This window comes from Epilithonimonas sp. 33E, assembly GCF_059372615.1.
This window is the reverse complement of record NZ_CM182009.1, coordinates 53045-72276: the sequence shown is the minus strand read 5'-3', so window position 1 is coordinate 72276 and position 19232 is coordinate 53045. Positions and strand designations below refer to the sequence as shown.

The window sequence follows — 19232 nt, the reverse complement described above, 5'->3', positions numbered from 1 at the left end:
GTTAATTTTTTATATAGATTCTTTTGACTCTGGGAGAAATTGAAGTTAATACTTCATAAGTAATGGTGCCACAATATTTTGCAAATTCTTCTAATGACGGATTAGAATTAAAAATTGTTACGGAATCGCCTTCTTTTGCATTTACATTATCTACATCAATCATCATCATATCCATACAGATGCTTCCGACAATTGGGCAAAGTTGATTGTTGATACCAATATTCCCGACCTTGTTTCCAATCAATCTCGGAATTCCGTCCGCATAACCAACAGGTATGGTGGCAATCTTTGTATCTTCTTCCGCTTTGAATCTTCTGCTATAACCAACAGATTCTCCAGTTTTTATATCAGAAATTTGAGAAATAACGGTTTTAAAACTGACTGAATGTTGAAGCTGCTTTTTAATTTCCGGGTTTGAAGTTTCTCCAATCATTCCGATTCCGATTCTTACCATATTATATTGATAGTCAGTGTAATTGGTAATTCCAGAAGAATTAAGGATATGTCGGATTGGCTCATAACCCAATTTATCAATCAAATAACTAGAATTTTTTTCAAATGTTTTTAATTGATTCAATGTAAATTCTTTTTCTTCAGGCATATCAGAAGATGAGAGATGACTGAAAATACTTTGAACTTTGACATTCATAGCGTTTAATTTTTCAGTTAATTCATCTAATTCAAAATCCTTAAAACCAAGACGATGCATTCCTGTTTCCAATTTGATGTGAATCGGATATTTCAATTGATTTCCAGATTTTATTAATTGTTCATTGAATAATTCTAAAACTCGCAGACTATATATTTCCGGTTCCAGATTATATTCGATAACGCTGTCGTAACTGTGTTGTTCAGGATTCATAACAATAATCGGCGTTGTGATTCCTTTTTTCCTCAGTTCAACACCTTCGTCTGCAAATGCAACACCAAGATAATCAATATGATGGTGCTGCAGAAATTCGGAAATTTCATAACTTCCCAATCCATAAGCATTGGCTTTTACCATTGCCATCATTTTGGTTTCGGGTTTTAATAATGATTTATGAAAATTAATGTTATGAAGAATGGCATTCAGATTAATTTCCAAGACTGTATCGTGTTTTCTGAGCTCAAGAATTTCCTTAATTTTTTCAATCTCGAATTTTCTTGCACCTTTCAGAAGAATAACCTGATTTTCTAAATCGTTAATGACTTTACTATCAATGAATTGGTTGGTATTATTAAAAGTAAAAGTTTCGGAATTAAACAGTTTATAAAATGAGCTAATTTCCTCTCCAATCAAAAAAACTTTATCAAAATTTTGTTCATTCACCAGTTCAGAAACTTCGGAATATAACTCTTGAGAATTCTCATTTGTATCAAGAATATCTGTAAGAATCAGAGATTTTTTTGGTTTGTTATATTCGCCGATGAACTGAAACGCAATTTTCAAAGAATCTAAATCCAAATTATAAGAATCATTGATAATCAGATTATTTCTAATGCCTTCAATGCTTTCCAGACGCATTTCAATCGCTTTGAGCGCATCGATTTTTTCTTTAATCTGAAGATTTGATAGCTTCAATTCTTTCAAAATTCCTATCAAAGCCAATACATTGGTTAATGTTGCCTCATCTCTTTGATTGATTGGAAGTGAGAATTCTTCTTCGAAATATTTGATTTTAATATCCTGAATTCGGTCATTAACATCAGAAACTATCGTGATGTCATTATTATTCTTTAATCCGTAAGATATTAATTTTTTACTTGAATATAATTGATTAATTAATTTGTGTGTCAACTCGTTATCAGAATTGTAAAATATAATTTCTGAATGTTTGAACAGTTTTAATTTTTCTTGAATTAATTCTTCCTCGGAACTGAAATTAGCTGAGTGAGCAGTTCCAATATGCGTCAATAATCCAATCTTCGGGTGGAAAACATTTTCCTGTTTTTCCATTTCATCAGGTTTGGAAATTCCAACTTCGAAAATTCCTAATTCGTGCTTTTTATCAATTTGTAATAATGACAGAGGTAAACCAATTTGAGAATTAAAACTCTTTGGGCTTTTAACTGTAACATATTCATTAGAAAGACATTGATACAGCCATTCTTTCAGAATTGTTTTTCCATTACTTCCGGTTATTCCAATCGAATTGATGTCAGAATGTTCAAAATGATATTTGGCAAGAGCCTGTAAAAATTCAACCGAATTTTTTGTAATGATTTGATTGATAGAAGGATTGTCAATTTCTTGTTCAGCGATAATCGTATCAATTCCTTTTTCTATAACATTCTCTATATATTTCTGCCCGGAATTCTTTTTGGTATTGATAGCAAGAAATGCAGTATGCTTTGTAGAATAAATAGTCCTGCTGTCAAAAGCAATATTTTTGATTTTGATATCTTGATTTCCAATCACTTCAGAATTGGTAATTTCTGCAATTTCTTTTATCGTATAATTCATTGAATATCAAAAACTAAGCTAATTAATTTCATTATTTTTATTCAAAACTTCATCTACAAAAATTCTTCTGCTCACAGCATCGTAAGCTTCGGTTTCTCCAAGTTCCACCAACTCTTTTCCTGCAGAAGTCCGCATAGAATAGTTGGCAAGATTTCCTGTTCTTCGGCAAATCGCGTGAACTTTGGTCACATACTCGGCTGTTGCCATTAGATTCGGCATTGGCCCAAACGGACGACCGAGAAAATCCATATCCAAACCGGCAATCACAACCCGGATTCCATTATTTGCTAATTGATTGGCTACGTCAACAATGCTTTCATCAAAAAATTGTGCTTCATCTATCGCTACTACATCACAATTAGAACCCAACAAAAGAATCTCGGAAGGACTTTCCACAGCCGTACTTCGGATTTTGGTCTGGTTGTGGGAAACGACATCTTCCTCAGAATAACGTGTGTCGATTTTTGGTTTGAAAATCTCCACATTTTGGCCGGCCATCTCCGCACGACGAAGCCTTCTGATGAGTTCTTCCGTCTTTCCGGAGAACATAGAACCGCAGATCACTTCCATCCAGCCGCTTTGTTTGGAATGATTAATTGTATTTTCTAAAAACATTATTAATTTAGCAAAAAATTGTTTTAAAATTTTTGTTTCAACACAAAAGGCACAAAATCAGTTTCTCTAATCAAAATTTTAAGACGCAGAAAGACATTTGTCAATTAATTTTGCGACTTAAAAAATGTTTGCTTGTAAAAAAATAGCACTTTTGCGATTAAAATTTACCGCATTCATAGATTAAAATAATTACAACAAAAACCTTTTGGGAACAAAATTGTTCTTAAATTTATATTCATCAAATTTAAGTAAAAATTAATAAGATATATTATGCAAAATTGGAGGGAATCATACGAGAAAATTTTCGGAGAGATGAAGAATCTTTTGTCAGAATTATCAAAATCTGATAGTTATGAAGAGATTTTGGCGAAAGAAAATGAAATCAATCAGCTTTATCAAAAATTTTCTTTTCTTAAGGTTTCTCAGAATTTTGATATTTTGCCGACCGAATTCAAACTCTTGCAAACGATTGAAAATCAGAATTTAAACACTAATTCTGATTTGTTATTGGTTGAAGAATTTGAAGATGAAAATAAGGTTGCAGAAATTATTGTAGAAGAGACAGAAACGCAAGATATTTTCGCGAATGTTTCGGAAGTGGAAGAAGTTCATTCTTTTGCCGAGATTGATTCTCAGGAAGATTCGGTGGAAGAAATTATTTCTGAAGATAACATTGAGAAGATTCATCAACCGGAAGAAATTATTGAACAAGAGGGTGAGATCTCAAATGAAGAATTAATTGAATCAATTTCAGAACCCGAAATTGTTAATGAGATTGAAGCTCAAAATTATCACGAAGAAATAGTTGAAGCCGTCGAGGAAATCGAAGCTGAGGAAGAAAAACTGTTAGAAGAACCGTCTGAAAAACTTGAACCGATGCAGGATAGCCAGTTTTCTTTTGCAATGACAAAAGATGAATCAAATGCGGAAAATTCTCAGGATGATTATGATGCAAGATTGGCTGAGAAAGAAGCGAAACTAAAGGAACTGGAGGAAAACAGACGAAAAATTGTAGAATTTTCGAAGGAAAATACACAACCTAAAGAAAAATCTCAGGAAGTCTACGAATCACAGATTCAGGAAGAACATCATGATAAAAAATTCAAATTGGCTCACATCAAAGGTTTGAAAATTGCAAAATCTTTGTTTGATGATGACCATTTGGAAGAGGTTGAGAAACAAGCTCCTGTTCAAAATTCCGGAAGTCTTCTGAAAAATAATGTGCCGACAGATTATATGGAAGCGCCAAAACCAAAACCGGAATTCAAGCTTGATCTGAATGACAGAATTGCATTTTCTCAGTATCTTTTTGGTGGAAGCCAAAGTGACCTGAATCAGGTCGTTTCTGTTCTGAATTCTTTTAATTCTTTGGATAAAGCTCAGGAGTATTTAAGTGATATTTATTACGAAAGAGACTGGAAAAAAGTTGATAATTATGCGCAAAGACTTTGGACTTTGGTAGAAAACAGGTTTTTGTAGATGGGCGGCATTCTTTATTTTGTTCCGACACCTGTTGGAAATCTGGAAGATATGACTTTCCGGGCTGTGAAGATTCTGAAAGAAGTCGATTATATTTTGTGTGAGGATACTCGAACTTCCGGCGTCCTTCTTAAGCATTACGAGATATCCAAACCTCTGAAATCCTATCATTTACATAACGAACATCAGGCGACTGACAGAGTTGTTCAGGATTTGGAAAACGGGCAGAATATTGCTATTATTACAGATGCGGGAACACCGGGAATTTCTGATCCGGGTTATCTTTTAGCGAAAGCCTGTGCAGACAAAAGTCTGGAAATGATTTGTTTGCCAGGTGCAACGGCCTTGATTCCGGCTTTAGTTGTTTCGGGTTTACCAAATAACGAATTTCTTTTTGCCGGATTTCTTCCTCAGAAAAAGGGAAGGCAAACCAAACTGAAACAATTAGCTGAAGAAAAGAAAACAATTGTTCTTTACGAAAGTCCGCATAAAATCAATACAACACTTGAACAAATCAAAGAATTCTTCGGAGAGGAAACAAAAGTGAGCCTGAGCAGGGAAATTTCCAAAAAGTTCGAAGAAACTAAACGTGGAACAATTAATGAGTTAATTGAATTCTCGAAAAGCAAAACTTTGAAAGGTGAAATTGTTCTGATCGTAAATAATTCTTAAAGTATTATTTTTGCCATAACAAATTTAGAAAACATTATAAAAATATATGGGATTACTACAAGGTAAAGTTGCAATCATCACTGGTGCAACGCGTGGAATCGGAAGAGGAATTGCAGAAGTTTTTGCCAAAGAAGGTGCAAAGATCGCATTCACTTATGCTGGTTCCGTTGAGAAAGCTAAAGAATTAGAATCAGAATTAAGCAAAATAACAGAAATCAAAGGATATCAGTCAGATGCTTCGGATTATGATGCTGCTCAAAAATTGGTTGAGGATGTTTTGGCAGAATTCGGAACGATTGATATTTTGGTAAATAACGCAGGAATCACTAGAGATAACTTGATGTTGAGAATGTCAAAAGAAGATTGGGACACGATTATCAAAGTTAATTTGGACTCAGTTTTCAACTTGACAAAAGCCGTTATCAAGCCGATGATGAAAGCAAAATCCGGTTCAATCATCAATATGACCTCGGTTGTAGGTGTGAAAGGAAATGCAGGACAAGCGAATTATGCCGCTTCAAAAGCCGGAGCAATTGGATTTACTAAATCTATCGCTTTGGAATTAGGTTCCAGAAATATCCGTTGCAACGCCATCGCACCAGGTTTCATCGAAACTGAAATGACGGCTGCTTTGGACGAAAAAACAGTTCAAGGTTGGAGAGACGGAATCCCTATGAAAAGAGGAGGACAGCCGGCAGATGTTGCCAATGCTTGTGTTTTCTTCGCAAGTGAATTATCTTCTTACGTAACAGGTCAGGTTCTGAATGTTGACGGTGGAATGTTGACTTAATTATAACAATATCAATTATTTATAAAGCTTTTTGTGCATTACGCAAAAAGCTTTTTTTATAAATTATGGACATCGACTTTCCTTTGACATTTCAGATTTTTGGAAAAACAGTTTTAGCACATCCTGTGTTTGAAACTGTTGGGATTTTTCTGGCAATGCGTTATTACTTTTATCTGAAAAGAAAATCACCGGAGAAAATGCCGCTAAGCCAATCATTAGCTATATTAATCGGTGCGACAGCTGGTGCACTGATTGGTTCAAAAATAATAGGGAACTTAGAAAAGCCAAACATACTTTTCTGGCAAGAGTTTTCATTCGTAAGATTTTGGACCAGCAATACCATTACAGGTGGTTTAGCATTTGGATTAATTGGTGTAGAATTGGCAAAAAAGATTGTTGGCCATAAGCAGAGCACAGGAGACCTTATAGTTTTCCCTTTGTTGCTGGCTATGATTATTGGCAGAATAGGTTGTTTTTTTACGGGAATCTATGAAGAAACCTATGGACTTCCTACAAATTCTATTTTTGGGATGCATCTCGGAGACCGATATTTGCGGCATCCTGTGGCGTTATATGAGATTATCTTTTTATTATTGTTAGGATTTGTAATTTTCAAACTGAAGAATACCAAGAGATTGGTTTCCGGGTTTTTGTTCCAGTTTTTTATGCTGAATTACTTTTTATTTAGGTTTTTCTTAGATTTTATAAAGCCTCATGACAATTTATTTTTGAACCTAGGAACAATCCAGATTCTTAGTTTGTTAATGATTTTTTATTACATTTATGAAATTAAAAAATCAATTAGGATTATGAAAAGCACTACAGCAAATCATGGATAATGGGACTACAACGATTACATTCTTTGGAATAGCACTTTTGGTCATTATTTTGGTAATCAGTTTTTTAAGTTTGTTTAATGTATCTAAAAAAAAGGAAAAGACCTCTACACAATCTATTTTTTTTAAGCTGTTTATCATCTTTTCATTAGGTATAATCCTTTTTATTTTGCTTTGTACATTAGCATTAGGATTGCTATGCAAATGAGACTTTACATATGACAAAATTTGATATACCACAAAAACATTAAGCTATATGATAATGTTAACTATTTTGGAAGTTGGCAACCTCGGTGGTTTAGTAGCAATGATTATTGGTATTATATTGATAGTTGCTTTTATGATTTCCCTGTTTATAACAATATTTGTAAAGTTAATTTATGAATCCAAAGACGGACGTAAGTTTTCCAAATCACAGTTTTGGCAGACCATGCTGATATGCCTGGTAATTTGTGGGCTAATAAGCGGAATTATTTGTGGAGGAATGTAAAAAAAAATTATGCCGGTAAGAAATTATACCTATTACGATTATACGATCAGTCTTTGCCCGGAATGTCTCAAAAGAGTCGGAGCAAAGATCATTATTGAAGATGAGGCCGTTTTTATGACGAAAAGATGTCCTGATCATGGATTTTTTAAAACTAAAATTGCATCCGATGTTCATTATTACAAAAACATCAGAAATTACAACAAAGCTTCGGAAATGCCGCATCATTTTGGAACAGACGTGGAATATGGCTGTCCTTACGATTGTGGTTTATGTGTTGATCATGAGCAACATAGCTGCCTTTCTATTGTGGAAGTTACAGATCGTTGTAATTTAACTTGCCCTACCTGTTACGCCATGTCTTCACCGCATTACGGAAGCCACAGAAGTCTGGAAGAAATTGAGGCAATGTTTGATATCATTGTTAAAAATGAGGGTGAACCCGATGTTGTTCAAATTAGTGGAGGAGAGCCGACAATTCATCCTGAGTTTTTCAAAATAATGGATATTGCCAAGTCAAAACCGATCAAACATTTAATGCTGAACACTAATGGTGTGAGGATTGCGAATGATCCTGGTTTTGCAGAAAAATTAGCAACTTACGCTCCTGAATTTGAGATTTATCTTCAGTTTGATTCCTTTAAACCTGAAGTTCTGGAAGATTTTCGGGGAAAAGATCTTACGGATGTCAGAATGAAAGCTTTGGAGAAATTAAATGCTTTAAATCTTTCGACAACGCTCGTTATTGTCCTTCAAAAAGATAAAAATATTGATGAAATCGGAAAAATCATCGATTTTGCTTTAAAACAGAAATGTGTTCGCGGAATTACTTTTCAGCCTGTCGAAATTGCGGGAAGAAACCGTGAAGATTCTGCCTACGAAAAAATAACATTGACGGAAGTTCGGCAGGAAATTTTGAACCAGTTTCCGTTGCTGAATTCGGATGATATTATTCCGGTGCCATGTAATCCGGATGCTTTGGCGATGGGTTATATTTTAAAACTGGAAGGAGAAACGATTCCTTTGACGCGATATATTAATCCTGCCGATCTGCTGAATAATGAAACTAGAAATACGATTGTTTACGAACAGGATACAGGATTGCAGATGCAGCTTTTAGATATCTTTAGTACGGGAATTTCCGTAGATAAAGTTCAGCCAAAAGTCAATCAGTTATTATGTTGTCTGCCGGAAGTTTCTGCTCCGAATTTGGATTATGATAATTTGTTCAGAATTATTATTATGAATTTTATGGATGCTCATGATTTTGATGTTCGTGCCGTGAAGAAATCCTGTGTTCATATCGTCAATAAAGATTTAAAATTGATTCCTTTTGAGACGATGAATCTTTTTTACCGTGATGATAAGAGTAAATATTTGGAAGAATTGAGGAATGAGGATAAGGTTTTGTTTTAAATTATTTAATAATGACCATCAACGAAAAGAAGTATAACAATATTTTACTGGTCTTCGCTTTGGAATCTGAAGCTGGAAAAGAGTTTGAAAATTACAATAAAGTCTTTGTAGGCATAGGAAAAGTCAAGGCGACTTATAACCTTACAAAAGCCATTCACGAAAATAATCCGGATTTGATTATCAATCTCGGAACTGCCGGAAGTACAACTTTTGACAGAGGAAGTTTGGTCAATTGCCATCGTTTTATTCAGAGAGATATGGATGTAAGAGCTTTAGGTTTTCGGAAATTTGAAACACCATTTTCCAATGAACCAATTCTCCTGGAATATGGATTAATTATAGAAAATCTCCCCAATGGGATATGCGGTTCCGGGGACCAATTCGAAATGGAGCATATCAATCCTGAATATAATGTCATCGATATGGAAGCTTTTGCATTGGCGAAAGTTGCAGAGCAGGAAGGAATCGATTTTCTTTGTTTGAAATATATTTCTGACGGCGCAGACGGAAATGCTGCTGATGATTGGGCGCTGGAAGTCAAAAAAGCGTCGATCGCATTAAAAAAAGAATTAGATAATCTTTAAAAAAACCAGCCGAATTTGGCTGGTTTTCTTTATTTTTCATTTAAAACTTTCTCATAAAACTTCTTGACCTGCAAATCTCCAAAACCAAAAATCCCTAATTCTTCCTGAAACTTTTTAAAAACCGAATCAAAATCTCTTAAGCCGTTTTCAATTTGTTTTCTAATGAAGACTTCCGGTTTAATATTGATATAAGCATCAATAATTTCACTCAAATGATGAAAGCAACCAGTTTGATTTTTGGATAATTGTTGTAATGAACGGATGTCATTATTCTGATAAGCATTCAAAAGATTTAGAGCTAATTTGATATCATTTTCATTAAATAGAACTTTGGTTTTCAATGACTCGTCCAAATCCGAATTATCAGCTTCTGAAAAACCTTTCCAATGACTTTCTGCATTTGTTGTCGGGAAAACGCGATAGATCTTTAAATCATTAATTTTTGAAAGCAATGAAATACAAAACCACAAATTAACTTGGCAAAACAGATCATCTTCAAACCAAAGATTAACATCAGAACCTTCAGGAATATTCAGAATCTTTTCAAACTCAGAAACCGATTTTTGATAATAACTTTCCTTGGAAACTTTGTAATCTTCTGAAATAGATTTGGCTCTGATTTTCCAAAACGCTTCCAAAGAATCAGCTTTCAAATCGCCATAAACCAAGGCTTCCCGACAAACGATAATTTCGCCTTTGATTGAAGTTTTCCTCAAATCTTCAGCAAGAAAATCGCCATTAGCTATGTGAAAAATATTTTTCAAAATTTATCCATTAAAAATCTGATTCTCTTGCTCTTGCACACGTATAAAGGTGGTTCGCTTAGAAAGTTCTTTCAACTTCGCAGCCCCAACATAAGTACACGTTGAACGAACGCCGCCTAAGATATCTTTTACAGTTTCCGCAACCGGACCTTTATAAGGAACTTTCACGGTTTTACCTTCAGAAGCACGATATTCTGCAACACCACCAGAATGTTTATCCATAGCTGTTTGAGAACTCATTCCGTAAAAAAGCCTGAATTTTTTTCCATTTTCTTCTACGATTTCACCGCCACTTTCGTCGTGTCCGGCAAACATCCCGCCCAGCATTACGAAATCTGCACCGCCACCAAAAGCTTTCGCCACATCACCGGGAACTTTACAACCACCGTCGCCGATGATTTGGCCGCCCAAACCGTGTGCTGCATCCGCACATTCGATGATTGCGGAAAGTTGTGGATAGCCAACGCCGGTTTTTACACGAGTCGTGCAAACCGAACCTGGACCAATCCCTACTTTGATGATATCAGCACCAGCAAGAATCAGTTCTTCTACCATTTCGCCGGTTACAACGTTGCCTGCCATAATGATTTTATCCGGGAAATTCTGACGTGCTTTTTTCACAAATTCCACAAAATGTTCGGAATAACCATTGGCAACATCAATACACAAAAACTGAATTTTCGGATTGGCGTCCAAAATTGTTTTGATCTTCTCCTCGTCCGCTTTTCCGGTTCCGGTGCTCAGGGCAATGTATTGGTAGAAGTCATCGCTTTTATCTTTCAGGAAATCAGACCATTCCTGTACGGAATAATGTTTGTGAATAGCCGTAATGATTTTGTCTTTGGATAAAGCTTCCGCCATTTCGAAAGTTCCGACCGTGTCCATATTGGCCGCTATCAATGGAACGCCGCTCCATTTTTTCTGAGTATGTAGAAAAGTGAATTCTCTTTCTATAGTCACTTCTGAACGGGATTTGAGTGTAGAACGCTTCGGACGAAACATCACATCTTTGAACCCTAACTTGATTTCGTTTTCTATTCGCATAAATCAAAATTAGCATTTATTTTTTTGAATTGGGATGATATTGAAACTGATTTTTGCCTTAAATTATAAATCAATATTTGTCATTCCGTAGGAATCTCAACAGTCTAGATTCCTACGGAATGACAAACTTTGTGACTATAATCTATATTTTATGTTGAAACTTGCAGCCCGACTTGAGCGGAAATCCTTTTTACGCAACGAAGTGGAGTGAAAAGATTGACTACGTCGAACAACTTCGTTAGGTTTGGGAGCGGAAGACGGATACAGCTGCCAAAATAATCAATAAAGAATCTCTATTTTTGTGATTGTGAAACATCTTGTCATTATTGGTCTTGTTATTCCGGAGCCGGCTTCTACTGCAGCAGGTCACAGAATGATGCAGCTTATCCGATTGTTCTCGGAAGCAAATTATAAAATCACGTTTATGACTGCTTCCAACAACATCGAATTCTCAGAAAAAATCGAGATCCAAAAAATCGAAATCAATAACGAAAGTTTTGATGAAAAAATAAAAAAACTCAATCCGGATATTGTACTTTTTGACCGTTATGTAACCGAAGAACAATTTGGATGGCGTGTTACTGAGAATTGTCCTCAAGCAATCAAAATTATTGATACGGAAGATTTGCATTTCCTTAGAGAAGCGAGACGGAAAGCTTTTGTTGAGAAAAGGGAAGTTAGTAATGAAGATCTTGTTAATGATGTTTTCAAGAGAGAAATAGCATCGATTTTGCGTTGTGATTTGTCATTGATTATTTCGGAATTTGAGTTTCAGTTGTTGACGGAGAAATTTAAAATCAATTCTGATATTCTGTTTTATCTTCCTTTTTTGACTGAAAAGATTGAGAAAAACAAGACTGCTTTTCAAGAAAGACAACATTTTGTAAGTATCGGAAATTTCTTACACGAACCCAATTGGCAAACGGTTCTGAAACTGAAATCCATTTGGAAATCAATCCGGAAACAACTTCCGGAAGCTGAACTTCATATTTATGGTGCCTATGCTTCTGAGAAAGTTTATCAACTGCATAATGATAAAGAAAGTTTTTTGGTAAAAGGAAGAGCGGACGATGTTGAATCACTTTTTAATGAATACAAAGTTTTGTTGGCTCCGATTCCTTTTGGTGCCGGTTTGAAAGGAAAGCTTTGGGAAAGTATGCAATTTGGATTACCTAATGTAACTTCATCAATTGGTTCAGAAGCAATGCACAAAAATTTACCTTGGAATGGTTTTACCGAGGATTCTGACGAGAAATTTATAGAAAAAGCGATTGAGTTGTATCAAAATGAATCGGTTTGGAATCGAGCCAATGAAAATGCTTACGAAATTCTGAATCAAGTTTTTGATAAGCAATTATATGTCCATCAGTTTTTTGAAACAATCTCGAAAATTTATAGTAATCTGGAAAATCATCGGACGGAGAATTATCTCGGGAAAATCCTGCAGCATCATCAGTTGAATTCGACAAAATATATGAGCCGGTGGATTGAAGAGAAAAACAAGAAATAAACTAATCGATTATGAAAATTTGTAAGAACTGTGGTCATCGTTTTGAAGGGAAATTTTGTAACAATTGTGGTCAAACAGCTGATACAAAGCTAATTAATTATCATTATCTCAGGCATCAGTTGACGCACAGCCTTTTTCATATTGATGCAGGACTGTTATATACTTCCAAGCAATTGTTTCTGCGACCTGGACACACAATCCGCGAATATCTGGAAGGAAAAAGAGTGAGTCATATCAAACCATTTTCTTTTGTTCTGATATTGACAGGATTTTATATTTTGCTTTGCCATTGGTTTGGTATTAATCTGTTTTCAGCTTCGGAAGAGTCTTTAAAATCTGACATTGGTTATGGGAAATCTTTGAACCTTGATGAATGGTTTTTGTCACATTTCAGCTGGGTAACTTTGGTGACTATTCCTTTGTACACAATGGGAACCTGGATTTGCTTTCATAATAAAGGTTACAATTTTGTAGAATACCTTGTTCTGAATACTTACAAAGCCGGGCAAAGACTGATTGTTCAGATTGTCTTTTTACCGTTTATTTTCCTGGTCAAGCATTCTCTAAATATTGGAACTGTGATGCTGATTGTTTATCTGATTGATTTGGGATTGCACTTTTGGACGAATCTCCAGTTTTTCAAACCAATGAAACCGATAAATATTATTATGCGATCAATTTTCAGTCATTTGATTATGACTATTTTGGTTGGATTAGCGGTTTTAATCTTTATAGTTGTGATGTCATTATTAAATTAATCAAAATATGAAACAGAAACTGGCGTTATTTCTTGCGATTTTAGGATGGATGGCGGTGATTCTACAGTTTTATCTGATGATGAAAACAAGCACCATTACCAGGCTTGAATCTGTCATTCGATTTTTCAGTTATTTCACGATTTTGAGTAATTTGATTTTGGCGATTTCATTTTTGATTCAAGCTTTCCAAAAGAAGACAATCGGGATTTTAACGCCAATTACCGTTTACATCACAATTGTAGGATTGGTTTATCAAATTCTTTTAAGACATACTTGGAGCCCAACAGGACTTCAAATGATTGTTGATGAACTCTTACATTCCATCATTCCGGGATTGGTGATTATTTATTGGTTTGTGTACGAGGATGATGAGATTAGTTATAATCAAATTCCAAAATGGTTGATATTTCCACTGGTGTATTTGTTTTACATTCTTATTCGAGGACATTATTCGGACTTTTATCCTTATCCGTTTGTAGATGTATCAAAGCTCGGATTGAATCAGGTATTCATTAATTCCGGGCTTTTAATCGTAGTGTTTATTTTATTCTGCACTCTTTTTATTTGGATCAAAAAACTAAAATCCAAAGCGAGAAAATAAATATTAGAATTTTAAAGAAACAAGAAGTACACAAAAAACAAAAAACCACCACATTTCTGTGATGGTTTGCTCCTCCTGCTGGGCTCTCCATACAGATATATATGTCTGATTTTTATAAAGCTGCAAAGATACAATTTTTAGGTATGCCTAAAAGTGTGCCTTTTCATCAAGATTCCCATAAAGTAATTTTAGATTGAGTCCTAGTTCCTGAATTATTGTTATGTAAGATTTACTTGTAAGCTTAGCTTTAAATTCTAAAAGTTTCTCTAGAGATTCAAATGAGAATTTAATGAAGACTATCTCTAAAATATCAAAAAGAAATATTAATTCTACATAGTCAGCATTCCTTTCAAATAAAATTACTTTTTTCAAATAGAGGTAACTATCATATCCTTTTATCCTTTCAATATCTAAAACTTCTAAATCAAACTCCCAATTCTCATAATGTTTCCCTATAATAAATGGAAGATTTATAGTTTTCATATTGATAGTTATTAAAAAACCACCTGCTAGGTGGTCTTATATATAAATTTTTTGATTGTATTATTTGTCTTTAGATATAATGAAATATCCTAAAGCAGTTACAGCTATTGAGATAAGTAAATTAAATACATTAGCATTTTGTCCTCCTTGTATTATGTAAAGAATTCTCCCAATAAAAATAATGATTCCAAAAATGAGTAGAATCCATCCGAGTATTTTCATAATTATTTTTTTTAAATTTAAAAGTTTTTTAAAGTTCTTTGTATGATATTAGTGATGTAAAATAAATCAGGTTCCTCTTCTTTAACTAGGTTCTCTAGATTATAGTAAAGTTCTATGAAGAGGCAGTCTTTTTCTTTTATATGACAGCAACAAGGAAATGGAGTTTCTCCATTGTTAGCATACTTTTGCCATTTTCCACAAATTGAATTTTCAATTCCTTTTTTGAAGTATTCCTTATTATTAAATATCCAATTTTCAATTTTAGCTACAGTTAAAGTCTCAATATCATTTAAAAACTCAACAAGAAGATAATAGTTCATTAAAAAGAAATTTTTGATTGTTCTTTTACTCTACTATAAAAATCATTAACAATAAATTCCTGTTGCTCATCAGTTATATCTTTAATTCCTGAATAATTATAAGAAAAAGTTGTTTTAATTTCCATAAAGTATTCCTCATACTTTAGATATAATGTATTCTCCCTATTAATAAATTGAACAAATGATTGTCTAGAAAATGTATTTTTGACCAAATAGTGTTCTCTTGAATCCTTAAATTCATAATCTGCATCTCCTTGAAATATTTTTAGATTTAATCCTGTAATTATTATTGAATATTTGTCAGTAAAAGGAATTTTTTCAATTTGCTTAGTTTCTTTATTTGTCCTTGAAATAAATACTAAGGCTAATATCACAATAAGTATAATCCAAATCATATCATTATAATTTTTAAACTTGCCATATATGGCATTAAACTGAACAAATATATTCAACACTTTTGACTTATCATATATGTCAAGTTGGAAAGTTCTAAAATATTTAAACTTATTGGTTCTAGAATTAAAGAAATGAGATTACAGAAAGGTTTATCTCAAGTAGAACTTGTTGGTAAAATGGAAGGAAATATTGATGCTACCAACATTTCTAGAATAGAATCAGGTAGAACTAATCCAACATTATTGACTTTATACAGAATTTCTCTAGCATTAGAAATTAGCCTTGAAGAACTATTTAAATTAGATACTATTGAAAAACTATAATTTGGCTATTAGATAGTTATTGTTAAAAATTCTATAATTTTCTCTAGGACTATATAAATATCTATTAAACCTAATGTGTAATCTCATAATATCAAAATTTAGCTATATTAATAATATCTAGAGTTAAAGTGTTAAATGATAATTGAGTAATTAAATACCATATCTGTATACTTACAGTCACTCAATTCACACTTTATAGTTTCTAAAGTAAATATTTCAAATAAAGAAAATGTCCAATTTGGGAATTCATTGATATACAACTCCCATTTTGGACATTTTAAAATTTAGTCTGCTAGGATAGCATCATATTTTCCATTTTTAGAGAAAGCTTCTAAATCTGATTCAAATTCAATTAAAGGATTTGAAGCTTTGGTTTTTCTCAATGAATCAATATTATCTGGAACATAAACAAATCTATGTTGTAGAATAATAGATTCTCCAGTTTCCCTGACTACATACTCGTAAGGCTCACATTCCTGCTTTTGAATACTTCCTGGCATTTCTGTTCCAATAAGTGCCTGACAAGTCTGTTCATCAAATGTGGATGAAATGAATGTCTTTTTTGCTGTAGCATAATATTGATTGGTTTTTTGACTTAATACCATTTCAATACCTCCTTGAACTTCTAAAGCACAAAAAGAAGTTCCGTCCTCTCTTTGTCTTGATTTGTAACTGATAATTCTTACCATTGTTTTAAATTTTTGAGTTAGATTTTTTCCTTCCTATAACAACACAATTCTACAAATCAAATTTTGCTATCAACTAAAATTTAATCTGCCTGAAATTTTCAAATTCTTATAAAGATGACGGGGGAGTTTCCCTTGTCCAGAATGGGTGGGGGTGTTTGTGGGGGGTAGAGATTGTGAGAATAATTAAGAGAAAATTTTTATGGAAAATTTTATTATAACAATTAAATGTAATTTATATATTTGATAATCAAAAACTAATATTAAATTCACATGACTATTAATGATTTTTTTCTACACCATGTAGATGTGAATAACAATGCTGTTACTCCAATTAACCTTCAATTAAATCCACAAAATCTCAATGATTATGTTGAAGAATTATTAAGCGAAATTATTGCAAATCCTAACAGAAGAACATATATCTTCAAAGAAGGTAACACTGAAGTCAAAACATCTTTGAAAAAAATATTAGAGAATGATTCAGATGTTGAAAATATTACTGAGTTAAATGCAAAAAGACTGCTTGAAAAAGAGATTAATACTCAAGAATGGATGAGAAGCAGAAATATGTCTGTTGAAATTCAAAAAGGAAGTCTTCTTCATTTATATTTTAATATAAATGGAACTAAACAAATAATCATATGCAAGGTTGAACACGATGAGATTTTAAATGAACTTAATTTTGAAAAAGTTAGAGGATTAAATACCAAAAAAAAAGTTTTTAAAGCTATTCTAATAATTTTTGATAATCAAGGGGAAATAACAGAAAATTATGTTTTTGACAAGCATAATAGTAAATATTGGTGGGATGATTTTCTAGAGCTACAACAGCAATACACAGATGATGATAATACTGAAAAATCTTTAAATGCTATTGATGTAGCTTTATCTGCATCACTCAAAAACAAATATTATCCTGATTACTTAATACTTAAAAATTCTATTATAGGACATTATAGAAATAATGATAATTTAGATTATTTTAATGTTATTAATGATGTTGTTCAAAATTACGAACCAGTAAATCCATACTTCCCAAAGACTCAATTAATTGAAAAGCTAAATGGGCTTCCTACAAAAAATGGTTTTGACCCTCAGTTTACTATTGTGAAAAGGAAAATAAATAAAAGGATTAAAACACAAATTAAATTAGCAAATAATTTGTATTTAAGCATAAATGATTTTGTAGATAATTTAAAAAATATAATTGAACCAGTACTAGATGATCAGGGAAATAAGTATATCAAAATTCTATCATCTGAGGGCTATGAAAAAATTAAAGATTGGATAGTTGATAATGGTTAATAATTTAGTTCAGCTATTTGCTACAAATCAAATTTTAAATCAAATTGATAATTTTAAGCAATATGAATATATTGCCTATGTAGCCACGACAGATAATACAAAATTATTAAATAGATCTCTTTACGATGAAGTAAATAATTATTTTAAATCATTAGGATATGATTGGTCACTAGAGATTGAGGATAATTCATACACAATATCCCAAAATAGATTTTATGATCTAGAATTTGATGATTTTACTGACACATCAAATATTAAACTGATTCTCAGAATATATAAATTAGGGGATAGTGTTGTAATATTTAATCAAAATGTTTTCTTTGAAACTTTTAATAAAATGTCTTTAAAAGGTATTTTGTCAACCTTTCAAGAAATCAGAAAACCAATATTGATTACTAATATCTTTACAAATATTTCTCAAAAAACCAATATTGTTGGATATAACTCTGATATTGAGATTTCAGAAAGTAAAGAGATTAGCATTCAATGTCTTTTTTATAATTATTCGGAATTTAAGTTTACTCCTGAAAATTTTTCATTTAATAATTTTGGAAATCAAGATGATTTTTGCAATATTATCCAAAAATTGCACTTTGTTTTTTTATTAATTTTTTTATTTGACGTCTCGGAAATTAGGGAAGATAAGATTTTACTAAAACTCAAAGGACACAAAACCTATGAATATGATTTAGAATTTTCAACCCTACAGACTGGTAGTATAAATGAATACAAAAAAATATATGAATGGGTTTATTCAGATAAAGCAAAGATTGAGGATAAACTGGGGATAGCTAGAAACATAATTAGCTTTTATCTAAAGAAAGAAGGGATAAACCTAGACAATAGGGCATTTCCATCTATTTTATCAGCAAACCAATTATACATAAAGGGTAATCTTACAAAATATTTAGATTCTCGTAATAAGATATATGAACAAATAGAGCAGGTCACAAGTAAAATGAATGCATCGTTAGATACATTTTTAGGCAACTTTCAAAAATCAGTTTTTGTTTTTGTCAGCTTTTATCTTACAGCATTTATTATTAAAATTTTCAATAAATCAGATGTTACAACAGCAATTGGAAGAGAGGCAACTTTGTTTGGAATTGGACTATTGATTCTTTCTGTAATTTTTATGGTGTTCTCTCTTATTGTTTTAAACTCTGATTTGAATAGGGCAAATGAAAAGTACAAGTTGGTCAAAATAAGATTTGAAGATATACTCAACAAAGATGACGTTGATAAGATTTTAAATAATGATTATGAATTTAAAAAAGATATTGAATTTTACAGAAAAAGGAGGTATAAGTTTTTAATATTATGGGTAAGTACAATTGTTGTACTACTTTGCATATTATTTATTACTTCAGATTATATTAATTTCAGATATCTTTTTGAAAAATAACTGTATTATTAAAAATAAGATTTAAAAAGTACTTGAATTTATACTGAAAGATAATACCAATAAAGATTTTAGAATAAATCCCAAAGC

The 19232-nt window shown here is 32.5% G+C and carries 21 protein-coding genes; 13 read left to right on the top strand and 8 right to left on the bottom strand.

Annotated elements, in window-relative coordinates; genetic code table 11:
* Position 1 precedes the first annotated feature (1 nt).
* Both AC5P2S_RS00355 and AC5P2S_RS00350 read right to left on the bottom strand, forming a co-directional pair.
* The gene (locus AC5P2S_RS00355) at positions 2-2446 is read right to left on the bottom strand and encodes a bifunctional UDP-N-acetylmuramoyl-tripeptide:D-alanyl-D-alanine ligase/alanine racemase (RefSeq protein WP_494555823.1); all 2445 of its coding nucleotides are present in this window, start codon (positions 2444-2446) and stop codon (positions 2-4) included.
* Positions 2447-2464: 18 nt separating this feature from the next.
* Positions 2465-3061, bottom strand: coding sequence for a thymidine kinase (locus AC5P2S_RS00350; RefSeq protein WP_283415835.1), 597 nt, complete (start codon positions 3059-3061; stop codon positions 2465-2467).
* A 270-nt stretch (positions 3062-3331) separates the two neighbouring features.
* Between AC5P2S_RS00350 and AC5P2S_RS00345 the strand changes: the two genes are divergently transcribed.
* From AC5P2S_RS00345 to AC5P2S_RS00315, 7 genes are all read left to right on the top strand, one after another.
* Positions 3332-4540 (top strand): DUF8457 domain-containing protein, encoded by a 1209-nt coding sequence (locus AC5P2S_RS00345; RefSeq protein ID WP_494555822.1) that lies wholly within the window; start codon positions 3332-3334, stop codon positions 4538-4540.
* Entirely contained in the window at positions 4541-5212 is a 672-nt protein-coding gene (gene rsmI, locus AC5P2S_RS00340; protein ID WP_494555821.1) for a 16S rRNA (cytidine(1402)-2'-O)-methyltransferase, read from the top strand.
* A 46-nt stretch (positions 5213-5258) separates the two neighbouring features.
* Positions 5259-6002 carry a 3-oxoacyl-[acyl-carrier-protein] reductase gene (gene fabG, locus AC5P2S_RS00335; protein ID WP_120212074.1) on the top strand — a complete coding sequence of 248 codons (744 nt, stop codon included), beginning with the start codon at positions 5259-5261 and terminating at the stop codon, positions 6000-6002.
* Positions 6003-6067: 65 nt separating this feature from the next.
* A complete protein-coding gene (locus AC5P2S_RS00330; RefSeq protein ID WP_494555820.1) occupies positions 6068-6841 on the top strand; it encodes a prolipoprotein diacylglyceryl transferase in 774 nt (257 codons plus the stop codon).
* A 253-nt stretch (positions 6842-7094) separates the two neighbouring features.
* A complete protein-coding gene (locus tag AC5P2S_RS00325) occupies positions 7095-7328 on the top strand; it encodes a hypothetical protein (RefSeq protein ID WP_494555819.1) in 234 nt (77 codons plus the stop codon).
* Between the two features lie 9 nt (positions 7329-7337).
* Positions 7338-8741 (top strand): radical SAM protein, encoded by a 1404-nt coding sequence (locus AC5P2S_RS00320; RefSeq protein WP_494555818.1) that lies wholly within the window; start codon positions 7338-7340, stop codon positions 8739-8741.
* A gap of 11 nt (positions 8742-8752) precedes the next feature.
* Positions 8753-9325 carry a 5'-methylthioadenosine/S-adenosylhomocysteine nucleosidase family protein gene (locus AC5P2S_RS00315; RefSeq protein WP_494555817.1) on the top strand — a complete coding sequence of 191 codons (573 nt, stop codon included), beginning with the start codon at positions 8753-8755 and terminating at the stop codon, positions 9323-9325.
* Positions 9326-9354: 29 nt separating this feature from the next.
* Here AC5P2S_RS00315 and AC5P2S_RS00310 read toward each other — a convergent pair whose 3' ends face one another.
* Both AC5P2S_RS00310 and AC5P2S_RS00305 read right to left on the bottom strand, forming a co-directional pair.
* Positions 9355-10089, bottom strand: a complete 735-nt coding sequence (locus AC5P2S_RS00310) for a DUF1835 domain-containing protein (RefSeq protein ID WP_494555816.1) — start codon at positions 10087-10089, stop codon at positions 9355-9357.
* 3 nt (positions 10090-10092) lie between these two features.
* The gene (locus AC5P2S_RS00305) at positions 10093-11133 is read right to left on the bottom strand and encodes a GMP reductase (protein ID WP_494555815.1); all 1041 of its coding nucleotides are present in this window, start codon (positions 11131-11133) and stop codon (positions 10093-10095) included.
* 307 nt (positions 11134-11440) lie between these two features.
* Here AC5P2S_RS00305 and AC5P2S_RS00300 point away from each other — a divergent pair, with 307 nt between their 5' ends.
* Genes AC5P2S_RS00300 through AC5P2S_RS00290 form a run of 3 tightly spaced genes read left to right on the top strand, consistent with a single transcriptional unit; the run spans position 11441 to position 14002 of the window.
* A complete protein-coding gene (locus AC5P2S_RS00300) occupies positions 11441-12643 on the top strand; it encodes a glycosyltransferase (RefSeq protein ID WP_494555814.1) in 1203 nt (400 codons plus the stop codon).
* A gap of 11 nt (positions 12644-12654) precedes the next feature.
* Positions 12655-13401, top strand: coding sequence for a DUF3667 domain-containing protein (locus tag AC5P2S_RS00295; RefSeq protein ID WP_494555813.1), 747 nt, complete (start codon positions 12655-12657; stop codon positions 13399-13401).
* A 7-nt stretch (positions 13402-13408) separates the two neighbouring features.
* Positions 13409-14002, top strand: a complete 594-nt coding sequence (locus tag AC5P2S_RS00290) for a Pr6Pr family membrane protein (RefSeq protein ID WP_494555812.1) — start codon at positions 13409-13411, stop codon at positions 14000-14002.
* 147 nt (positions 14003-14149) lie between these two features.
* On the opposite strand, the gene AC5P2S_RS00285 is transcribed toward AC5P2S_RS00290, so the two are convergent.
* The 3 genes from AC5P2S_RS00285 to AC5P2S_RS00275 form a co-directional block, all read right to left on the bottom strand.
* Entirely contained in the window at positions 14150-14485 is a 336-nt protein-coding gene (locus AC5P2S_RS00285; RefSeq protein WP_494555811.1) for a hypothetical protein, read from the bottom strand.
* Positions 14486-14724: 239 nt separating this feature from the next.
* Complete coding sequence (locus tag AC5P2S_RS00280; protein WP_494555810.1) at positions 14725-15027, bottom strand: hypothetical protein; 303 nt, start codon at positions 15025-15027, stop codon at positions 14725-14727.
* Positions 15027-15422: a hypothetical protein gene (locus tag AC5P2S_RS00275; protein WP_494555809.1), complete on the bottom strand. Its 396-nt coding sequence runs from the start codon at positions 15420-15422 to the stop codon at positions 15027-15029. The genes AC5P2S_RS00280 and AC5P2S_RS00275 overlap by 1 nt, the downstream gene beginning before the upstream one ends.
* Before the next feature lie 84 nt (positions 15423-15506).
* Here AC5P2S_RS00275 and AC5P2S_RS00270 point away from each other — a divergent pair, with 84 nt between their 5' ends.
* Entirely contained in the window at positions 15507-15746 is a 240-nt protein-coding gene (locus tag AC5P2S_RS00270; protein ID WP_494555808.1) for a helix-turn-helix domain-containing protein, read from the top strand.
* A 284-nt stretch (positions 15747-16030) separates the two neighbouring features.
* On the opposite strand, the gene AC5P2S_RS00265 is transcribed toward AC5P2S_RS00270, so the two are convergent.
* Complete coding sequence (locus AC5P2S_RS00265; protein ID WP_494555807.1) at positions 16031-16435, bottom strand: hypothetical protein; 405 nt, start codon at positions 16433-16435, stop codon at positions 16031-16033.
* Between the two features lie 270 nt (positions 16436-16705).
* On the opposite strand from AC5P2S_RS00265, the gene AC5P2S_RS00260 reads away from it, so the two are divergent.
* Both AC5P2S_RS00260 and AC5P2S_RS00255 read left to right on the top strand, forming a co-directional pair.
* Entirely contained in the window at positions 16706-17740 is a 1035-nt protein-coding gene (locus AC5P2S_RS00260; RefSeq protein WP_494555806.1) for a nucleoid-associated protein, read from the top strand.
* Positions 17733-19145 (top strand): hypothetical protein, encoded by a 1413-nt coding sequence (locus AC5P2S_RS00255; protein ID WP_494555805.1) that lies wholly within the window; start codon positions 17733-17735, stop codon positions 19143-19145. Before AC5P2S_RS00260 ends, AC5P2S_RS00255 begins: the two co-directional genes overlap by 8 nt.
* Positions 19146-19232: the final 87 nt, after the last annotated feature.

Bases quoted from the DNA above. Each gene is read 5' to 3' on its own strand.
- AC5P2S_RS00355 (WP_494555823.1), bottom strand. From the start codon at position 2,446: ATGAATTATACGATAAAAGAAATTGCAGAAATTACCAATTCTGAAGTG.
- AC5P2S_RS00350 (WP_283415835.1), bottom strand. From the start codon at position 3,061: ATGTTTTTAGAAAATACAATTAATCATTCCAAACAAAGCGGCTGGATG.
- AC5P2S_RS00345 (WP_494555822.1), top strand. From the start codon at position 3,332: ATGCAAAATTGGAGGGAATCATACGAGAAAATTTTCGGAGAGATGAAG.
- rsmI (WP_494555821.1), top strand. From the start codon at position 4,541: ATGGGCGGCATTCTTTATTTTGTTCCGACACCTGTTGGAAATCTGGAA.
- fabG (WP_120212074.1), top strand. From the start codon at position 5,259: ATGGGATTACTACAAGGTAAAGTTGCAATCATCACTGGTGCAACGCGT.
- AC5P2S_RS00330 (WP_494555820.1), top strand. From the start codon at position 6,068: ATGGACATCGACTTTCCTTTGACATTTCAGATTTTTGGAAAAACAGTT.
- AC5P2S_RS00325 (WP_494555819.1), top strand. From the start codon at position 7,095: ATGATAATGTTAACTATTTTGGAAGTTGGCAACCTCGGTGGTTTAGTA.
- AC5P2S_RS00320 (WP_494555818.1), top strand. From the start codon at position 7,338: ATGCCGGTAAGAAATTATACCTATTACGATTATACGATCAGTCTTTGC.
- AC5P2S_RS00315 (WP_494555817.1), top strand. From the start codon at position 8,753: ATGACCATCAACGAAAAGAAGTATAACAATATTTTACTGGTCTTCGCT.
- AC5P2S_RS00305 (WP_494555815.1), bottom strand. From the start codon at position 11,133: ATGCGAATAGAAAACGAAATCAAGTTAGGGTTCAAAGATGTGATGTTT.
- AC5P2S_RS00295 (WP_494555813.1), top strand. From the start codon at position 12,655: ATGAAAATTTGTAAGAACTGTGGTCATCGTTTTGAAGGGAAATTTTGT.
- AC5P2S_RS00290 (WP_494555812.1), top strand. From the start codon at position 13,409: ATGAAACAGAAACTGGCGTTATTTCTTGCGATTTTAGGATGGATGGCG.
- AC5P2S_RS00285 (WP_494555811.1), bottom strand. From the start codon at position 14,485: ATGAAAACTATAAATCTTCCATTTATTATAGGGAAACATTATGAGAAT.
- AC5P2S_RS00280 (WP_494555810.1), bottom strand. From the start codon at position 15,027: ATGAACTATTATCTTCTTGTTGAGTTTTTAAATGATATTGAGACTTTA.
- AC5P2S_RS00275 (WP_494555809.1), bottom strand. From the start codon at position 15,422: ATGATTTGGATTATACTTATTGTGATATTAGCCTTAGTATTTATTTCA.
- AC5P2S_RS00265 (WP_494555807.1), bottom strand. From the start codon at position 16,435: ATGGTAAGAATTATCAGTTACAAATCAAGACAAAGAGAGGACGGAACT.
- AC5P2S_RS00260 (WP_494555806.1), top strand. From the start codon at position 16,706: ATGACTATTAATGATTTTTTTCTACACCATGTAGATGTGAATAACAAT.
- AC5P2S_RS00255 (WP_494555805.1), top strand. From the start codon at position 17,733: ATGGTTAATAATTTAGTTCAGCTATTTGCTACAAATCAAATTTTAAAT.